Consider the following 16,892-nt stretch of genomic DNA (forward strand, 5'->3'; position numbering starts at 1 on the left):
AGACGTGGCATAAACCATGGCAGTATCCAAATCCCGCCCGGCTATTGGGGCTGCTCTATTTTTTGGAGTGGCATTCAGTTTAGCAGTCTATTTTACCTTTGCCGCTGTGCAGGGGGATTATGGCTTGTTCCGCCGGGCGGAGATTTCGGCGCAAACTCAGCTTTTGGAACAAGAGCTTGAGATGATGCAGGTCGAAGTGGCGCGTATGGAAAACCTGACCAAGCGCCTGTCTGACGATTACCTTGACCTTGATCTCGTCGATCAGCAGGCTCGTTCTGTGCTCGGAATGCTTCGCGCCGACGAAATGGTCATTCGTTAACCAAGACCTTCACGCAACATTATTTTAGGGCTGGTACACCGGCCCATCCCGTGGTTTCATGGTTTTGCCGATAGTTTAAGGCTAAACTATATTCTGCGGGAGGATACGCACCCTATGGCTGCGAAAAAAGCGACGAAGAAGCCGAACGTCAGCGGCGATACGCTGAAAGAATATTACCGGGAAATGCTATTGATACGCCGCTTCGAGGAGAAAGCGGGCCAGCTCTATGGCATGGGTCTCATCGGGGGCTTCTGCCACCTTTATATTGGACAGGAAGCTGTTGTTGTGGGCTTGGAAGCCGCAGCGGAGGAAGGCGATAAGCGCCTGACATCTTATCGTGACCACGGCCATATGCTGGCCTGTGGCATGGATCCCAACGGGGTGATGGCCGAGCTGACGGGCCGCGAAGGCGGCTATTCCAAAGGTAAGGGCGGCTCCATGCATATGTTCTCAAAAGAGAAGCATTTCTACGGAGGTCATGGCATCGTTGGCGCACAGGTGCCCATCGGCGCAGGCCTCGCCTTTTCTGACAAATACAAAGGCAATAACCGCGTGACCTTCACCTATTTCGGGGATGGCGCCGCGAACCAGGGTCAGGTTTACGAGACCTTCAATATGGCCGCGATCTGGGACCTGCCGGTGATTTTTGTCATTGAAAACAACCAATACGCCATGGGGACATCGCAACAGCGCTCGACCTCAACCCCAGACATCTTCACCCGCGGTGAGGCCTTTGGCATCCCCGGCGAAGTTGTGGATGGCATGGATGTTCTGGCGGTGAAAGAAGCCGGCGAAAAGGCTGTGATGCACTGCCGCGCGGGCAAAGGGCCCTATATCCTGGAGGTGAAAACCTACCGCTACCGTGGTCACTCCATGTCGGACCCTGCAAAATACCGCACCCGCGAAGAAGTGCAGCGTGTCCGCGAAGAACGCGATCCGATTGAGCGTGTCCGCGAGATGCTTCTAACCGGTAAACACGCCTCTGAAGATGATCTTAAAGCGATCGATAAAGAGATCAAAAAAATCGTGAATGAAAGTGCTGAATTCGCCAAGACCAGCCCACTACCAGCGGAGTCCGAGCTCTATACGGACATCGTGGCGTAAAGGTCTGACATCATGGCACATTTTGAAATCTACGTGAAAGATGTCGATGCCGGAAAAGCCTTTTATTCGGGGCTTTTTGGCTGGGAGTTCAACCCCATGCCCGGTGGAGAAGAGATGGAGTATAATCTCGCCTCAGGACCGGGACTCGGCGGTGATCTGACCATCGGCATGATGAAACGCCCCGATGAAGCACACCCAGCTGGTTCAGCTATCCGTGGCGGCACAATGACCTTTGATGTCCCTGATTGCGACATCATCTATCTCTGGGCGTTATCCAATGGCGGTGCAGAGGCACTCCCACCCACTGATTTTCCCGGCGTGGGCCGCTGCGCCTATGTGGAAGATGGCCAAGGCAATATCGTTGGCATGATCACCTCGGCAGAAGGATCTTAAAAAATGGCAGTAAATATTTTGATGCCGGCCCTCTCGCCGACAATGGAAGAAGGCACGCTGGCAAAATGGTTGGTCAAAGAAGGTGATGAGGTCAGCTCTGGCGACATCATCGCAGAGATCGAGACCGACAAGGCAACCATGGAATTTGAAGCGGTCGACGAAGGTGTGATCGGGCATATTCTGGTGGCGGAAGGCACCGAGAATGTTGCCGTGAACACAGCCATCGCGACGCTGCTTGAAGATGGAGAGGAAGCCGGTGCGGCTCCTGCCCCATCTGAAGCAAATGGCACACCTGCGGCGGCAGCCACCGAAGCGCCTGTAGCAGCGCAGCCTGCAGCAGCAGAGCCGGTGCCAGTCATGAACCTGGAGCCAGACTGGCCCGTGGGCACAGAGGTAAAACAGCAGACCGTGCGCGAAGCATTGCGGGATGCGATGGCCGAAGAGATGCGGTCTGACGAAGAAGTCTACCTGATGGGCGAAGAAGTCGCTGAATATCAGGGGGCTTATCAGATCTCGCAGGGTATGCTCGATGAATTCGGCAGCAAGCGCGTCATCGATACCCCAATCACCGAACATGGTTTTGCCGGGATCGCTGTTGGTGCGGCCTTTGGTGGGTTGAAGCCAATTGTCGAGTTTATGACCTTCAACTTCGCCATGCAGGCGATTGACCAGATCATCAACTCCGCCGCCAAGACGCTTTATATGTCCGGTGGCCAGATGGGCTGCCCGATTGTCTTCCGCGGCCCAAACGGCGCTGCGGCGCGTGTGGGCGCGCAGCACTCTCAGGACTACGCCGCATGGTATGCGCAAATTCCGGGTCTCAAGGTGGTCATGCCCTACTCGGCAAGCGACGCCAAAGGTCTGCTGAAGTCCGCAATCCGCGATCCAAACCCGGTGATCTTCCTGGAAAATGAAATCCTCTATGGTCGGTCCTTTGAAGTGCCTGTCATGGATGATTTCACTGTTCCCATCGGCAAGGCCCGCGTCTGGCGCGAAGGCACTGACGTGACCATTGTGAGCTTTGGTATTGGCATGCAATATGCTTTGGAAGCGGCTGACAAGTTGGCTGAAGAAGGTATCTCAGCGGAAGTCATCGACCTGCGCAGTCTGCGTCCGATTGATTATGACACGGTGCTGGCGTCGGTCATGAAGACCAACCGCTGCGTCACAGTTGAGGAAGGCTTCCCGGTAGGATCGATTGGCAATCACCTGTCTGCAACGATCATGGAAAAGGCCTTCGATTACCTCGACGCCCCTGTGATCAACTGCGCGGGCAAGGATGTGCCGATGCCTTATGCGGCCAATCTTGAGAAACTTGCTCTGGTAACAACCGACGAAGTAATCGCAGCCGTCAAGCAGGTGACCTACAGGTAAGCTGATGGATATTCTGGGCCGCGACAGAGAAACCGAATGCTACCACGTCAAAATTGACGTGGATGGCCGCACCGTCTCTGCACTGGTTCCGGAACGTCTGGGCGCAGGGCATCGTTTCATTGGTGCCCGCCCAACCCATCAGTCCGCCTACACCTGGATTGCTGAGAACCAAACAAAGATAGAAGCCGCCATTGCCATTCTGGCCCGCGGCACGGGGCGCCCCAAGGCGCCTTTCGACCAAATCACGCTGATTGAGGAGCGCTGACATGCCCATTGAAATCCTGATGCCGGCCCTGTCGCCGACGATGGAAGAAGGCACCTTGGCCAAATGGCTGGTCAAGGAAGGCGATGAAGTGAACTCTGGCGATATCATCGCTGAGATTGAAACCGACAAGGCGACGATGGAATTCGAAGCCGTAGACGAAGGCACCATGGGGCCGATCCTTGTGGCCGAAGGCAGCGAGGGCGTGAAAGTAAACACCCCCATCGCGATGCTTTTGGAAGATGGCGAGGATGCTGGTGCTGTGACCGCACCTTCCCCGGCTGCTGAAGCACCCGCACCGGCAGCACCCGAAACGCCTGTGGTAGCAGCGGCACCCGTCGCCGCGGCGGCGCCTGCTGCGCCAGCAGCATCAGATGGATCGCGGGTTTTTGCGTCCCCATTGGCCCGCCGCATTGCGGCAGACAATGGCATTGATCTGAACACGCTCAAAGGGTCTGGCCCGAAAGGTCGCATCGTCAAAGCAGACGTCCTGAATGCACAGCCCGGCACGGCACCGGCCGCAGCACCCGCGGCTGCTGCAAGCGCGCCTGCCGCGGCACCGATGGCGTCTAGCCCATCCGCCGAACAAGTCGCCCGCGCCTACGAAGGCCGCGAGTTCGAAGAAGTCAGCCTGGATGGCATGCGCAAAACCATTGCAGCACGCCTGACCGAGGCCAAGCAGACCGTGCCGCATTTCTACCTGCGCCGGGACATCAAGCTGGATGCCTTGCTGAAGTTCCGCAGCGAAATCAACGCACAACTGGCGGATCGCGGTATGAAACTGTCCGTGAATGACTTCATCATCAAGGCCGTCGCGCTCGCCCTGCAATCCGTGCCTGCCGCCAACGCGGTTTGGGCCGGTGATCGCGTTTTGCAGATGAAAGCCAGCGATGTCGCCGTTGCGGTGGCCATCGAAGGCGGTCTCTTCACTCCTGTCTTGCAGGATGCAGAGATGAAGTCCCTCTCAGCGCTCTCAACGGAGATGAAAGACCTTGCGACACGCGCGCGCGATCGCAAGCTCGCGCCGCATGAATACCAAGGCGGCAGCTTTGCGATTTCCAACCTCGGCATGTTTGGCATCGATAACTTCGACGCCATTGTGAACCCACCACATGCAGGCATTCTAGCCGTGGGCGCCGGAGTGAAAAAGCCAGTGGTGGACGCAGAAGGCAATCTATCGGTTGCCACAGTGATGAGCGTGACCATGTCGGTGGATCACCGCGTGATCGATGGTGCCGTTGGCGCTGATCTTTTGAAGGCGATTGTCAGCAATCTGGAAAATCCAATGGCGATGCTGGCCTAATCTTTACCGGCAAACAAAGAAAAAGCCGCTCAAACGAGCGGCTTTTTCTTTTTGATATAAGTGCAGTATCACTCGATATGCGTTTGATCCATGCTGACGGATGGCTGCGAGCACCCTGCGTCACCCACGATACGCGCTGGCACACCTGCCACGGTTTTGCAGGCAGGCACTTCTTCGAGAACCACAGACCCCGCCGCAACACGCGAACAATTGCCAACTTTGATATTGCCCAGCACTTTGGCCCCGGCCCCGATTAGCACGCCATCGCCAATCTTTGGGTGACGATCCTCTTCTTCCTTGCCGGTTCCGCCAAGGGTCACGGAGTGGAGCATGGAGACATTGTCGCCCACCACGGCAGTTTCACCGATCACGATGGAGTGCGCATGGTCGATCATAATGCCCTGTCCAATGCGGGCATTCGGGTGAATATCGATGCCAAAGACTTCCGAGCAGCGCATCTGGAAGAAATAGGCCATGTCTTTGCGCCCTTCCCTCCAGAGCCAATGCGCCACGCGATAGGCTTGAATGGCTTGGAAGCCTTTAAAGAAGAGCATCGGCTGAATCAGGCGATGGCAGGCTGGGTCACGTTCGTAAACAGCCGTCAGGTCCGCCCGCGCCTGCATCGAGATATTTGGATCAGAGCGATAGGCCTCATCGCAGATCTCACGCAACAGCTGCTCTGACATCTCGGCGGATGCCAGCTTCAGTGAGACGCGATAAGCCAGCGCCTGCTCGATCGAGCTGTGGTGCAGGATAGAAGAATGCACAAGGCCGCCCAATAGCGGCTCATCCTTCAACGCCTCCTGACCTTCGCGCAGGATGCGCTGCCAGACTGGGTCGAGCTCTTGAATATGTAGGTTGCGTTCAGCCATTGGACCCTTCCTTCGTTGCCCAGCATTATACCTACTTAGGAAAATCAGAGCAAATTCAAGGTTGTTATGGACCCGATCAGTTGCGCGAATGCAAGAGTAAGCGCTGAAATCAGGGATGGAATTCCAAATTTAAGGTCTGATTGGAACGTTCGGACCGACCCGAACGGTGGAGTTTGAAGTTTCTCCAATGGCGCAATGCGCTCAGTGCAATGGCCAATGCAGCGCAAAATTCCGGGCATTGGAAAGCAGGTGAAGAATGAAACTGAGGCGCGGTCATTCCCAAACGTCCCATCACGCTGCCATTGCCCCATTGCCGATGTACATGCCCGATACGTTTGCGATATTTATCTGCGCAATCAACCTCTTGCAGCACTTCCAGACAGGTTTTGAACGCATCTCCCCTTCGACGCATCAGAAGGTAATGCGAAAGGGCAAAGACATCACCAGCAAGCACGGGTCTCATCCGTTCAGGGTAACCTGAAGTGAAGCTTCTGGCCCTGTGCCATAGACGCTGGAAAGCTGCGCCACACGAGCTTCAAAACTCCCGGTAACTCCGTGGCTTGCCAGTAAACTTGCGTCATAGGTCCAAACCGACTGTTCCAGAATGGTCTCATGGATCAAAGCCGCATCCGACCAGATCTGCAGTCGATAGGCCTCCTTCTCTTCCCCCAATGGCACGTCTGACACCAACCAGTTGTCACCGCCAATCCGCGTGCGTCTGATCCAACACAGATCAACATCACCAGAGGCCTGCTGTGCTGCCTTCAGATGCACCGGCGCGTAGGGCCGCATCCCATTGCCATCAAACGCCAATTGGCTTTCCACATAAACCTGATCACTGACCGGTCGCGACGCCGGCCCCACGCGATAGTGCCGTTCCTGTCCCAAAGCACTCGAAGGCAGATCCAACTGCTTGGCAGCCCCATCCAGCAAAACAAACCAACTCCCAGCGGGCCAATCGCCCAACTCTAAGGAGTCGCTACCGGCCTGCCCTCTCAGGCGATCTGAAATCTCATAAAGCCCCTTGCCCACCAAATCGGCTTTGGCAAACTGAATAACCTCCCAATTGTTTGGCGAACCATCCCCGACAAGGGCAATATTGCTCCCTGCCAAAACCGCCGCTTCTTCTTTACTTTCCAATGTCCCCTGGATCATGCGCACCTGCACAGACTGCCCGCGATCCCAGACGCCACTCTGAGAGGCTTTGAGTGGGCCTTCCAATACGCCAACTGTGGGCCGCTGCGAGAGCAGCTTGTTCAGCGCATAATCAGATGTCGCTAAGGAACTATAGACCGCTGAGACACCAGGCCAGGGATCGGCCACAGTAATGATATGAGGCGCATGCGGAACTTCATCACCGGTGATCAAAGGCAGATCCATAAACAGCGGAAACACAGGCACCGGCGCGCTGAAATCCGGCAAGCTTACCTCATCAAGCTCCAAATCACGCGGCTCATAAACTTCTGATGCCACCCGTACGGCTTCACAAAGCAAGGCCTCGGTGATTTCGATGCGATCGATACGGTAGTCCTGTGCCACTCCCTCTGCATCGAGCAGCCCGACAACTTCGCCAACACGTAGAGGAAGACGCGAAAGCGGCAATGCAAAGCGCACCACATCCTGTGCAAGTCGTGACTCCGCCAGCCAGCGCTCAGCAACCTGCCGCGCTTCCCCGCGCAGCATCGTTAAGTTCAGTTCACTTTGAGAAACCGACAGGGTTTCATCATCCGCAATCCGCGCCTCTTCGCTGATCGTGTCATAGTCCCCTAGCGCCTGCACCGCATCCACGCGTACTCGTCCAATTGTCTCTGCCGCGGAGGCGCGACGCCGCTCAACTCCAATTGGCATCTCCGGGGTGACGGCAACCAGTTCCTCGTCGATCTTCTGATCTGCTGACGCACCTCTCATGACAAAATGGAGTTTGCCCTCTCTTTCTACCGCGTCAAATCCATAGCGCAGCATCAGCACCTGCAGGCTCTTGCGGGGTTCAGAGACATCATCGCAAACAAACCCCCTGACAATTCCCACCAGCCCTGAGGTATCGATCTGCTCCAGACCAGCTTGAAAACATATCTCACGCACCACTGAGGCCAAAGACCGATGCGTGCTGCGCCCCGACAGCCAATGCCCCCGGCGATAGTTTTCACCATCGCTCCACACATCCAGATTGGCCGGAAACCGAGGATAGGGCCGCGCATCCCAAGCCCAGACATAGGCCCGCGACATGTCGATCATGCGGCTATCATAGACCGCAGACTGAGGATTGTTTTCAGGCGCATTCCAGTAAAGCGTCATCGCTTTGAGATACTGCATTTGCAGATATTCATCCGGTTGCCCGTTCGAATAATGCGGCAGGCTGCTTTCTGACGATTTCGGATCAAGAAATTTGTTGGGCTGGTTTGTGCCCTTATCAATCGCCGCACAGCCAAGTTCAGTGAAAACAATCGGTTTCGATTGTGGCTCCCAGGCAGTCGCCGCTTCCTGCCGAACGCCACCAATTCGCTCGTGATGTGCATTCTGCCACCAACTGCGAATGTCTTTATAGCGATAGATCCACGGCTCCCCGTAAGCCCCATCTTCGATCGGCGTCCTGATCTGCGCATCCCGCGCCTCCTGGGAGTGATAAAACCAGTCAAACCCCTCCCCGCCTTCAATGTTGGAAGTCAGATAGTCGAGGTCATAGATCGACGAAAACCTCGCATCTTCGTGTTCGCCGCCATCGCGCCAATCAGAGAGCGGCATGTAGTTATCAATGCCCACAAAATCCAAATCCGGATCTGCCCAAAGTGCGTCGAGATTGAAGTAACGATCCCCGGAACCATCACTGGGCTGATACCCAAAATACTCGCTCCAATCCGCCGCATAGCTGAGTTTTATTTCCGGCCCCAAAATCGACCGCACCTCACGCAGCAAATCAATCATCTGCGTGACTCCGGGAAAGTCTCCATTGGCACCTCGAATAGACGTGACGCCGCGCATCTCTGAGCCGATACAAAAGGCTTCAACCCCACCGGCTGCTTTGCACAAAGCCGCCTGATGCAGAATGAAGCGGCGATACCGCCATTCATCCGGACCGCTATAGGTCACCGAACCTTCAGACACAGAGAAATCAGCAGCAGACGCCGCCCCAAAAAACGCCGCAACTTCTGCATCAGCAGCAGAGGTACGATCAGAAGTCCCATCGCGCCCGGGCGCCACAGCCAATGTAATCCGCCCACGCCAGGGCAATTTGGCTTGATTCGCGCTGTCAGACCACGGATCAGGCAGCCCGTTGCCCTCGATCTGGTCCATCAGAATAAACGGGTAATACATCACCGCTTTGCCAATCTCATTCAGATGCCGAATAGCCTGAATCACAGCCCCGTCCGCAGGTGTGCCACCGTAGACCGGACGGTCATTTTCAGACGGTACAATCCCAGCAGAGGACCTCGTGAGCCCCGACACAATCCAAGGCATCGATCCGTCGAACTCATGTTTCTCAACCTTCGGCGTGATCTCACAATTTTCGCAGCGCAGATCATTTCCAAACCAAGAAACGATCAGCGATGCCGCCTCACAATTTGGCAGCTCACTCTCCAAATCCCTGGCAGCAGTCACAAAATCAGGTAGTCCAGACGGAGAGTTCATATTCGCAGGCCACGATTGCCCCGGACCGTTTTCATAATAAACCGGCTCCGTCGCCAAAGCGTACTCTCCGGTACCTGGCATCAGGGCGACAGCCTTTGTTCCTCGCGTTGGCTCAATCTCTGCCTCTTCCAACTCAACTGGCGCAGGTCGTGCCACCTCAAAAGAAAACTGCGGAACACGGTTTCCATAAGGCGCAAGATCGAGGTCTTCAAAAACCACATAGGCCGTGCCGCGATAGGCAGGCACTGTCCCGCTGCCTTCCACCGCCTCAATCTTAGGATCAGGCAGTTGATCTTCGCTGCCCGGATAGACCCGCATCGTAACATCTTGCAGAGAGATTTCCCGACCATCCGCCCACACGCGCGAGATACCTGTGATTTCACCTTCACAAAGCCCCAAAGCCAGCGACACCGAGTAGTTATAGTCATTGCGTTTTGGTGAAGACGGCGCGCCCTTACCACCTCCACTGCTGGTCACGGTTTCTTTGAATCCAGTCGCCCAAATCACATGCCCACCGATACGCATGCGCCCGTACAGTCTCGGGATCGCACGCCCTTCGGCAGATCCCGTAATCCGGTAGCGATCAATACGCCCGCTTTCGACAGCCGCACCCCCATTGCCCAGAATTTTCTGATCAATCGCATTGCCAATCATTGCGCCCGCAAAGCGACCAATCGCCACTGAAGACAGCCCCAAAACCGACCCGCCGACAGCGCCACCCAAAGCGGCACCAGCCGCAGACAAAACCATAGTTGTCATGACAAAATCTCCTGTTCGGATGGATCCGGAAGTGGAAAGGCAAACCGCGCCACAATCCGGCGCGCCCATGGGACACTTAAGGGAGTTTCGACAACTGCATGGCCTGCATAGGCATGAATAAAGGAGGCCTCAGCCCCAGTGCTGGCTTGAATGCCCATATGTTTCGCAACACCTTGGTCTCGCATCCGAAAGAGCAAAACATCCCCCTCACAAACTTCGTCCAAACCTTTACAAATCAGATGTCGTTGCGAGGCTTTCCACAGAACTTCGTCTTGCCCCATCTCAGACCAGTCCCCTGAATAGGCAGGCACGTCTTCAGGTTCTGATCCATTAACTTCACGCCAGATCCCGCGAACAAGCCCCAGACAGTCACAGCCCGCCCCGAGCATTGATGCCTGATGCACATACGGCGTTCCAATCCAGCGTCGAGCAGCCTGCACAACAGCGGCGTTCATCGCAGGCTACCGCCGTTATTCACCCCGTTCGACCTTGGGATCGTGGTGATCCAGTCATCCCCAGGAAGATCAGGAAACCCTTGAAAGTTCAGATGGTTCGCGAATTTAAATCGACAGGTCGAAAACTGGCCGTCGCACCCGGCAATCAGCGTCACTTCATCGCCGTCAGTAACGCGCCCAGGAAGCGGCGTCCACAGCTCGATACGTCGCCCAGCGTCAACGCGCACGTCCGCTTTGATCACGCCGTTCTGCCCTGACGCCTTATGCAAAAGCGCGCCATGGCTGAACCACGCGTCATCAAAAGCGCGACTCCCCTGCAGTTCAAAGACCATTGAGTTTTCATGAGACACCACAGAATACGCACCACGATACTCGGGCCGCGTAACGTCTACCCGGCAGCGTTTATCCCCCAAAGAACAATTGCCGCGTTTCTGATAGGCGCGACCGATCGGCTGGTTCAGTGGTTCGCTCAACCCACGCACTTCTGCTTGAAAACGACCGCCACTGCGGGTGACCTCCCCAATTTGCCCCGCAAACAAAACCATCCGCTGCTCCGGCGCTGCCCAGTTCACCAACCAGCACTGCACATCAGCCCCGTCATAGAGCCCCGCAGAAATGTCCTCCTCTGAAATTGCATCCGCCCTCAAAGCCCCAAGAGTTTCTGTGTTATCGACCCCCAGCCCGGTCCCCTGCTCCAGCGCAAAGGCCGTCATCCCACTGTCTGCCTGAAAGGCACAGTCTTCAAACTGCAAGGCGCAGTCATGATCGGTGAAACCCAGCACCAGGCCATCTTTGCGCGCAACACGCCAGCATCGCGCCAGCGTTGTCAGCCCACTGGCCAGATGCGCCTTGAATTCTTCAGAAACAGACATCACACACGCACCTCCACCACAGGCACATTCGGCATATCCCCAGCTTGAAAGCTCGCCACGCTGGTCTGAATGCGATCCGTGTCAAAGCGCACCGGCACATCAAATTCAAACCCAGCGGTCACCTGTTCCCCCGGAGCCGGAGCATGGCTCAGAGTGACCTTCCCACTGGCCGTATCCAGTGTGAAATCAACGGCTTCCTGCTGTTCAGTGTCAGCAACACCGATACGCACCATACCTTCGACGGGCTTTAAAATCGGCCGATCATACTGCGCATCGCCGCTTTGATAGACCTTCTGCAGCTGAAACACATGGCGCGCGCCATCCCCTTCACCAATCACCTGATCGCGAAAGTCGATCTCTGCTGATGCCCGACCCGATTTGAAATCCGACCAGTCCTTCCAGCGAAACCCATAAAGCTGACCCCGCCGCGCTTCAAAGAAGGAAATCAGTATTTCAATGTCATCCAAAGACCGCATCCCAACACCCGCATCATAGCGCCGCCGCGCATGCGCCCAGGGTGTGTTGCGTTCCTCAAACCCATTGGCCAACGTCACAACATCCGTGCGACGCTCAGGCCCACCGATTGATCCAAAGCTCAAGTTGGCTGGAAATCTTACCTCATGAAAATTCATCACATGCCCCCTCACATATTCCGCTGACCGCGCGAGAGCGCCCGGCTCATCTGCGCTGTGATCTGTCCCTGAGAGCGCCGGAAGCCCTCAACATCTGCGGTCTGAACATTCATCACCACCTGCACCGGTCGCCCGCCGCCACCACGCACGCCCAGTTTGCCATCAGCCCCGCGCGCCAAAGGCATGATCGCTTCAGGCCCGGCCTCCCCCATGAGGCCAAGCCCGCCACGCATTGGAAAGGCCGTCGCTTGGCTAACGATGCCACCATTGGCAAAAGGCATGACGCGACCCTGCGAAAATGCTGCGCCATCGGCAAAGGGCATCATCCCGCGAAACGCCCCGCCGACGCCTCTCGCAATCAATGATCCGATATGGTCCGTGACTGGCGTAACGGCAGCCTCATAAGCTGTATCCATTACGCTTTTGAACACATTGCGCAGAGCATCACTCAGGCTATCCCCATCTTGAACCAGCCCATCAACGGCCTTCTTCAGCCCTCTGGACATGCCCTTTTCAAAGGTCTCAAAATCCCCGGCTGAGGTCTGAAGGCTCTGTCGAACCCTCTTTAGCTCGCCGTCAAATGCCGCCAATACATCCCCAGTCACTTCCGCCGTATCGCCAATACTCGAAAGCCGATCCTGAAGATCTTCAAGATTATCAAATTCACTCATCCGAATGTCCTTTCTGATCGGGATAGGCTGCCAACAACTGATCCAACTGGCTGCGACTCATCGGAGCCACACCCTTGCTCTGCCCCAACATCATCGCGAGTTCCACTGGCGTCAGCGCCCAGAACTCATGCGGTCGCAATCGCAATCCAAGCAGCCCAGCCCGCATCAATGCTGCCCAGTCAAAGCGCGCCATCGCCTTCTCCCGGCACCACAAAGGCCACCGCCAACATCCGCGCTGCCAAACGTGCTGCCTGCATGGGGCCACCCTCAATCTCCGCCTCGGCCAGATCCGCCTCAGCCCCCTCCCAGCCGCAGGCTGAGAGCCCCGCATAAAGCAACGAAATCACATCAGACGCGGAAAAACGGCCGCCTTCGAAGCGCTCCACCAAAGCCATCAAAGACCCAGTTTCCAACCGCGTTTCCAGGCCTGCCAAAGCACCCAAAGTCAGCTTCGCCAGACAGCGCTCGCCATTCACCACCAGCGCGATTTCTCCTGTATGTGGATTGGCCATCCCTTAAGCCGCCACAAAGGTCAGCGCACCGGCAGATGCCAAAGCCAACTCATATGTCGCCTCGCCATTATGCTTTCCAGCATACTCCAGAGACGTCACCTGAAACGGCCCTTCGACGGTGCCAAAATCGGGGATAATCACCTGAAATCCAGGGATCTCACCATCAAAAAACAACTGCCGTGCGCGCTCGTCTGTATCAGCATCTTTGAAAACACCTGACCCCGAAATCGACGCTGATTTTACACCCGCACCACCAAGCAATTCACGCCAGCCACCCTGGCTCTCAAGCGAGGTCACATCCACACTCTCAGCATTAAAACTGATCCGAGTGGCCCTCAATCCGGCCAGCGTCACAAAGCTACCATCCCCCTGAATATCCACCTTGATTAGCAGGTCTTTCCCGTTCTGTGCCGTCATCTGCCCAGCCCCTTTCTGTCTATGAAATCAATTGTCTTGGACACGCGCTGCAAAGCGCAGATCAATTCGCCGAAGGTTCGCAGCCTCTTCTCGGCTCGCGACCGCACGTTCAAATCGCAGAGCGACCAAATGCCCCCGCGCCAAACCTAGGTCGGCACCGGCCAACGCATCGCTCACGGCAACTGCGACAGCCTTTGCCCCAGCAAACCCACTGACGTCAGACACCACAGAAACTTCAAAGCGATGCAGCGCCCCGCCTCCGTCCCCCTCTGACCGATCCAGCACCGTCTCAGGCCCCAAAGTCACGTAGGTCGATGGAATGGTCCCGTTTGGCACCTCGTCATAAATCGCGCTTCCCACGAGACCACCGAGATCAGCATCCGCCAACAAATGCTGATACACCGCCGCCTGCAACGCCACCGCCACACCATAGCTCATGCCGCCACCTCTTCACGCGCCAGACAGATCAGATAGCGCCCGGTAAGGTCAGGCTCCATCACCGCCAAAATCCTGAATATCCGAGCCCCCTCGCGTAGCCGCTGCCCTGCTTCAGGCCGTCTGGATGACCCGACAGGCGCCGCCCGCACCGTCACTTTCATATCCAGCCGAGAAACACCCACATCCTCGCGATCCCGCTCGCTACCAGAACGAGGCTTCACTTCCGCCCATAGCTCTCCCAATGCGACCCAGCTTTCCACAAAGCCGCCCGCACCATCAGAGTTCCGCGTCACGCTTTCCAACACCATGCGGCGGCTCAACAAAGGCTGCCTCATGACATGCCCTCCAGCCCCATGCGGCCAATGCTCAAACGGCGATAGCGCGCAATCAGGCTCGTTACGCCAAAGGGCATACAACCGCCGCCCAGTGCAGTCTCGTTGCGGTATTCATAATAGTGGGCTGCCAGCATGAGAACCGCTTGCTGCAAATCTGCTGGCACATCACCCCAGTCTGCCGCAAAGCCCACGGTCGCCACGACTTCAATTTGCCCGCCGCTCACCGGCGCAGGCAAACATGCGCCCACCGCCCGAAGCATCGGATAATGCGCGTCCATATCCAGACGGTACAACGAAGCGGCGACTTCCGTCGGCATCTCTGCTACATCCAACAGGCGCACAGCCTCAACCGACGTCACCGGCGCCAAGGGTAAAACCTGTGCTTCAGGATCGCGCCAATCGCGCATCCGCCAGGTCACAACCCGCGCCATCAAGACCTTGCTGCAACGTGCCTCAATCACCGCAATCGCCGCGCGCAGAAACCCTTCCAGAACGCTGTCCTGCAGGCTGTCCTCGGCAAACCCCGTCCCCAGTCGCAAATGCGCGCGAAACTCGGCCATGGGCAATGCCGACACCGGCAATTCTGTTTCATCCACCAGATACATGGACATCCTCCAAACCTCTCGCTCCCCTCACCTCTCCCCAACACGAAATGGGGCGCGCACCACGCGTCACTCGGTGGGAGGGGAGCAGCCAGAAACGCGTCTCAGGCGCACGCCCCGGCAAGGCAGTCACATCACCGCCTCACCCCTCACGACGCCCGCTTAGGACACCGCGAACCGCAGCAGTTTTATCGCCGCAAAGTCGCTCACATCGCCGCCCACGCGTTTGGTTGCGTAAAACAGCACGTGAGGTTTGGCAGAGAATGGATCGCGCAACACGCGCAGGTCTGGACGTTCCGCAATCGTGTAACCCGCTGAGAAATCACCAAAAGCAATAGCATCCGCACCGGTGACAATATCTGGCATATCCTCAGCAATCAGCACTGGATAGCCGAGCAGACGCGCAGGTTCCCCCGCCGCCAGTCCGTCAGACCAAAGGAAACGCCCATCGGCATCCTTCAGCTTGCGCACAGCGCCCGCAGTTTTGGAGTTCATCACAAAAGAGCCATTCGCGCGGTATTCAGCACCCACCGCATGGACCAGATCAATCAGCCCATCACCGCCATTGAAACCGCCATCCACACCGGTGGCCACATAGCCAATATTGCCCCAGCTCCAGCTGTCATTATCCACCGCCGTATGGCTCAGAATGCCTGTCGGCTTATCAACACCATCGCCACTGATGAAGGCCGCTGCCTCAGCACGCGCGAATTTGTCCGCAATGCGCCCGGCCAGCCAGCCTTCGACATCAAAAGCACTGTCATCCAGCAACCGCTGAGACGCCTTCGGCAGCGCCGAAAGTTCATGCAAAGGAATAGCAATCCGCTCAATCGTCGGCGTGCCAGTCTCAGACGTGACCGAGGTCTCATCCGCCCAACCAGCACCCGCCTCCGTGCTGTCAATCAGTACGTCATAAGACGTCGCCTCGACATTCACGACATTGGCAATCGCCCGAATTGAGGCGGTCGAGGCCAGCACCGAATTCACACTTTCAGATGTCACCGGATCAACCAAATAGCCGCCATCCCCGTTCACAACAGACGACAGCGCCTTTTCTTCCAGCTCCAGCCCACGCAGCCCGTCATCATCCCCTGTCCGGAGATAAGCCGCCATCGCCTTCTTGTGTGGCGCTTCATAATCCGTGCGCTCCAACCCTGGTCGCGCTGCCATCATCGTCTTTTGATCCAACTTGTTCATTCGCTCGTCCTGCTGTTGCAATTTCTTTTCAATCTCCGCCCGAAAGCCTTTGAATTCAGACGTAAACCCCGCCACCGCGGCCTTTACCCCCTCCACCGGAGACACACCTTCCCCGTTCCGAGCCATCAGCCCGGTTCCCGTCTTGGTCATCCTTGAACCCTTTCGAAATGTACCGACGCTAGTCCCGCGCCATCTCCTGACGCGCGTCCTCAAAGACCCCCGCCAAAGCCCGCATCATGTCAGCGTCAGGGTCATCCATATAATCATCCCCCTTGGCTGCCACGCGCGCCGTTGGAAGCATCGGGAAGGTCACCAAAGACACCTCCCAAAGCTCCAATTCATTCAAGAGCCGCTGGCCTTGTCCATCCTTCGCAGCCTTCACAGTCCGGTAGCCAATCGACAGCCCGTCAATCGCACCCGCCGCAATCAAGGCCGCCGCCTCGCGTCCTTTGGTCACTCTGTCGAGCAACCGGCCTTTCACATAAAGGCCTCGTGCATCCTCGCGCACCTCATCCCAAATCCCGATGGGCTGCGCCGGATCATGCTGCCACAACATCTTCACGGATCGCCCCGCTGCTTTCAGAGCCTTCAAGGATGCAGCATAGGCCCCCGCCTGCACCACATCGCCGCCCTGATCGGTTGCGCCAAACAGCGAGGCATAGCCCTCAATCACATTGCCAGATTCAACCGTCAGCCCCTCGCCAAAACGCGCAAACTTTTGTTCTAACCCCGTGGCTAAATCCATTTC

General features: G+C 56.8%; 20 protein-coding genes. 6 read left to right on the forward strand and 14 right to left on the reverse strand.

The window, feature by feature from the left end; all coding sequences use genetic code 11:
* The first annotated feature begins 16 nt into the window (after positions 1-16).
* The 6 genes from M0D42_RS07200 to M0D42_RS07225 all read left to right on the forward strand — a co-directional run bounded on the left by M0D42_RS07200 (position 17) and on the right by M0D42_RS07225 (position 4,755).
* Complete coding sequence (locus M0D42_RS07200; protein WP_265020912.1) at positions 17-319, forward strand: FtsB family cell division protein; 303 nt, start codon at positions 17-19, stop codon at positions 317-319.
* 114 nt (positions 320-433) lie between these two features.
* Complete coding sequence (gene pdhA / locus M0D42_RS07205) at positions 434-1,423, forward strand: pyruvate dehydrogenase (acetyl-transferring) E1 component subunit alpha (protein ID WP_265020913.1); 990 nt, start codon at positions 434-436, stop codon at positions 1,421-1,423.
* Positions 1,424-1,435: 12 nt separating this feature from the next.
* The gene (locus M0D42_RS07210; protein WP_265020914.1) at positions 1,436-1,816 is read left to right on the forward strand and encodes a VOC family protein; all 381 of its coding nucleotides are present in this window, start codon (positions 1,436-1,438) and stop codon (positions 1,814-1,816) included.
* A gap of 3 nt (positions 1,817-1,819) precedes the next feature.
* Entirely contained in the window at positions 1,820-3,190 is a 1,371-nt protein-coding gene (locus M0D42_RS07215; protein ID WP_265020915.1) for a pyruvate dehydrogenase complex E1 component subunit beta, read from the forward strand.
* A 4-nt stretch (positions 3,191-3,194) separates the two neighbouring features.
* The gene (locus M0D42_RS07220; protein ID WP_265020916.1) at positions 3,195-3,455 is read left to right on the forward strand and encodes a hypothetical protein; all 261 of its coding nucleotides are present in this window, start codon (positions 3,195-3,197) and stop codon (positions 3,453-3,455) included.
* Position 3,456: 1 nt separating this feature from the next.
* On the forward strand, positions 3,457-4,755 hold the full coding sequence (locus M0D42_RS07225) for a pyruvate dehydrogenase complex dihydrolipoamide acetyltransferase (RefSeq protein WP_265020917.1): 1,299 nt from the start codon (positions 3,457-3,459) through the stop codon (positions 4,753-4,755).
* A 68-nt stretch (positions 4,756-4,823) separates the two neighbouring features.
* Here the strand turns inward: M0D42_RS07225 and cysE are convergent, their stop codons facing one another.
* The 14 genes from cysE to M0D42_RS07295 form a co-directional block, all read right to left on the reverse strand.
* Positions 4,824-5,627, reverse strand: coding sequence for a serine O-acetyltransferase (cysE, locus tag M0D42_RS07230; protein WP_265020918.1), 804 nt, complete (start codon positions 5,625-5,627; stop codon positions 4,824-4,826).
* Positions 5,628-6,086: 459 nt separating this feature from the next.
* Complete coding sequence (locus M0D42_RS07235) at positions 6,087-10,013, reverse strand: baseplate multidomain protein megatron (RefSeq protein WP_265020919.1); 3,927 nt, start codon at positions 10,011-10,013, stop codon at positions 6,087-6,089.
* Positions 10,010-10,468, reverse strand: coding sequence for an NlpC/P60 family protein (locus M0D42_RS07240; protein WP_265020920.1), 459 nt, complete (start codon positions 10,466-10,468; stop codon positions 10,010-10,012). Before M0D42_RS07240 ends, M0D42_RS07235 begins: the two co-directional genes overlap by 4 nt.
* Complete coding sequence (locus M0D42_RS07245; protein ID WP_265020921.1) at positions 10,465-11,340, reverse strand: DUF2163 domain-containing protein; 876 nt, start codon at positions 11,338-11,340, stop codon at positions 10,465-10,467. The genes M0D42_RS07240 and M0D42_RS07245 overlap by 4 nt, the downstream gene beginning before the upstream one ends.
* Entirely contained in the window at positions 11,340-11,972 is a 633-nt protein-coding gene (locus M0D42_RS07250) for a DUF2460 domain-containing protein (protein ID WP_265020922.1), read from the reverse strand. The genes M0D42_RS07245 and M0D42_RS07250 overlap by 1 nt, the downstream gene beginning before the upstream one ends.
* 11 nt (positions 11,973-11,983) lie before the next feature.
* Entirely contained in the window at positions 11,984-12,643 is a 660-nt protein-coding gene (locus M0D42_RS07255) for a phage tail tape measure protein (protein ID WP_265020923.1), read from the reverse strand.
* Positions 12,636-12,836: a rcc01693 family protein gene (locus M0D42_RS07260; protein ID WP_265020924.1), complete on the reverse strand. Its 201-nt coding sequence runs from the start codon at positions 12,834-12,836 to the stop codon at positions 12,636-12,638. Before M0D42_RS07260 ends, M0D42_RS07255 begins: the two co-directional genes overlap by 8 nt.
* A complete protein-coding gene (locus tag M0D42_RS07265; RefSeq protein WP_265020925.1) occupies positions 12,823-13,155 on the reverse strand; it encodes a gene transfer agent family protein in 333 nt (110 codons plus the stop codon). Before M0D42_RS07265 ends, M0D42_RS07260 begins: the two co-directional genes overlap by 14 nt.
* 3 nt (positions 13,156-13,158) lie before the next feature.
* Positions 13,159-13,572: a phage major tail protein, TP901-1 family gene (locus M0D42_RS07270; RefSeq protein ID WP_265020926.1), complete on the reverse strand. Its 414-nt coding sequence runs from the start codon at positions 13,570-13,572 to the stop codon at positions 13,159-13,161.
* Positions 13,573-13,599: 27 nt separating this feature from the next.
* Entirely contained in the window at positions 13,600-14,010 is a 411-nt protein-coding gene (locus M0D42_RS07275) for a DUF3168 domain-containing protein (protein WP_265020927.1), read from the reverse strand.
* A complete protein-coding gene (locus M0D42_RS07280) occupies positions 14,007-14,345 on the reverse strand; it encodes a phage head closure protein (RefSeq protein WP_265020928.1) in 339 nt (112 codons plus the stop codon). Before M0D42_RS07280 ends, M0D42_RS07275 begins: the two co-directional genes overlap by 4 nt.
* Entirely contained in the window at positions 14,342-14,950 is a 609-nt protein-coding gene (locus tag M0D42_RS07285) for a head-tail connector protein (protein ID WP_265021117.1), read from the reverse strand. Before M0D42_RS07285 ends, M0D42_RS07280 begins: the two co-directional genes overlap by 4 nt.
* Before the next feature lie 159 nt (positions 14,951-15,109).
* A complete protein-coding gene (locus tag M0D42_RS07290; protein ID WP_265020929.1) occupies positions 15,110-16,294 on the reverse strand; it encodes a phage major capsid protein in 1,185 nt (394 codons plus the stop codon).
* A 28-nt stretch (positions 16,295-16,322) separates the two neighbouring features.
* Positions 16,323-16,889 (reverse strand): HK97 family phage prohead protease, encoded by a 567-nt coding sequence (locus M0D42_RS07295; RefSeq protein ID WP_265021118.1) that lies wholly within the window; start codon positions 16,887-16,889, stop codon positions 16,323-16,325.
* Between the last annotated feature and the right edge of the window lie 3 nt (positions 16,890-16,892).

The sequence above is a fragment of the Cognatishimia activa genome, from assembly GCF_026016445.1.
Taxonomy (GTDB): Bacteria; Pseudomonadota; Alphaproteobacteria; order Rhodobacterales; family Rhodobacteraceae; genus Cognatishimia; species Cognatishimia activa_B.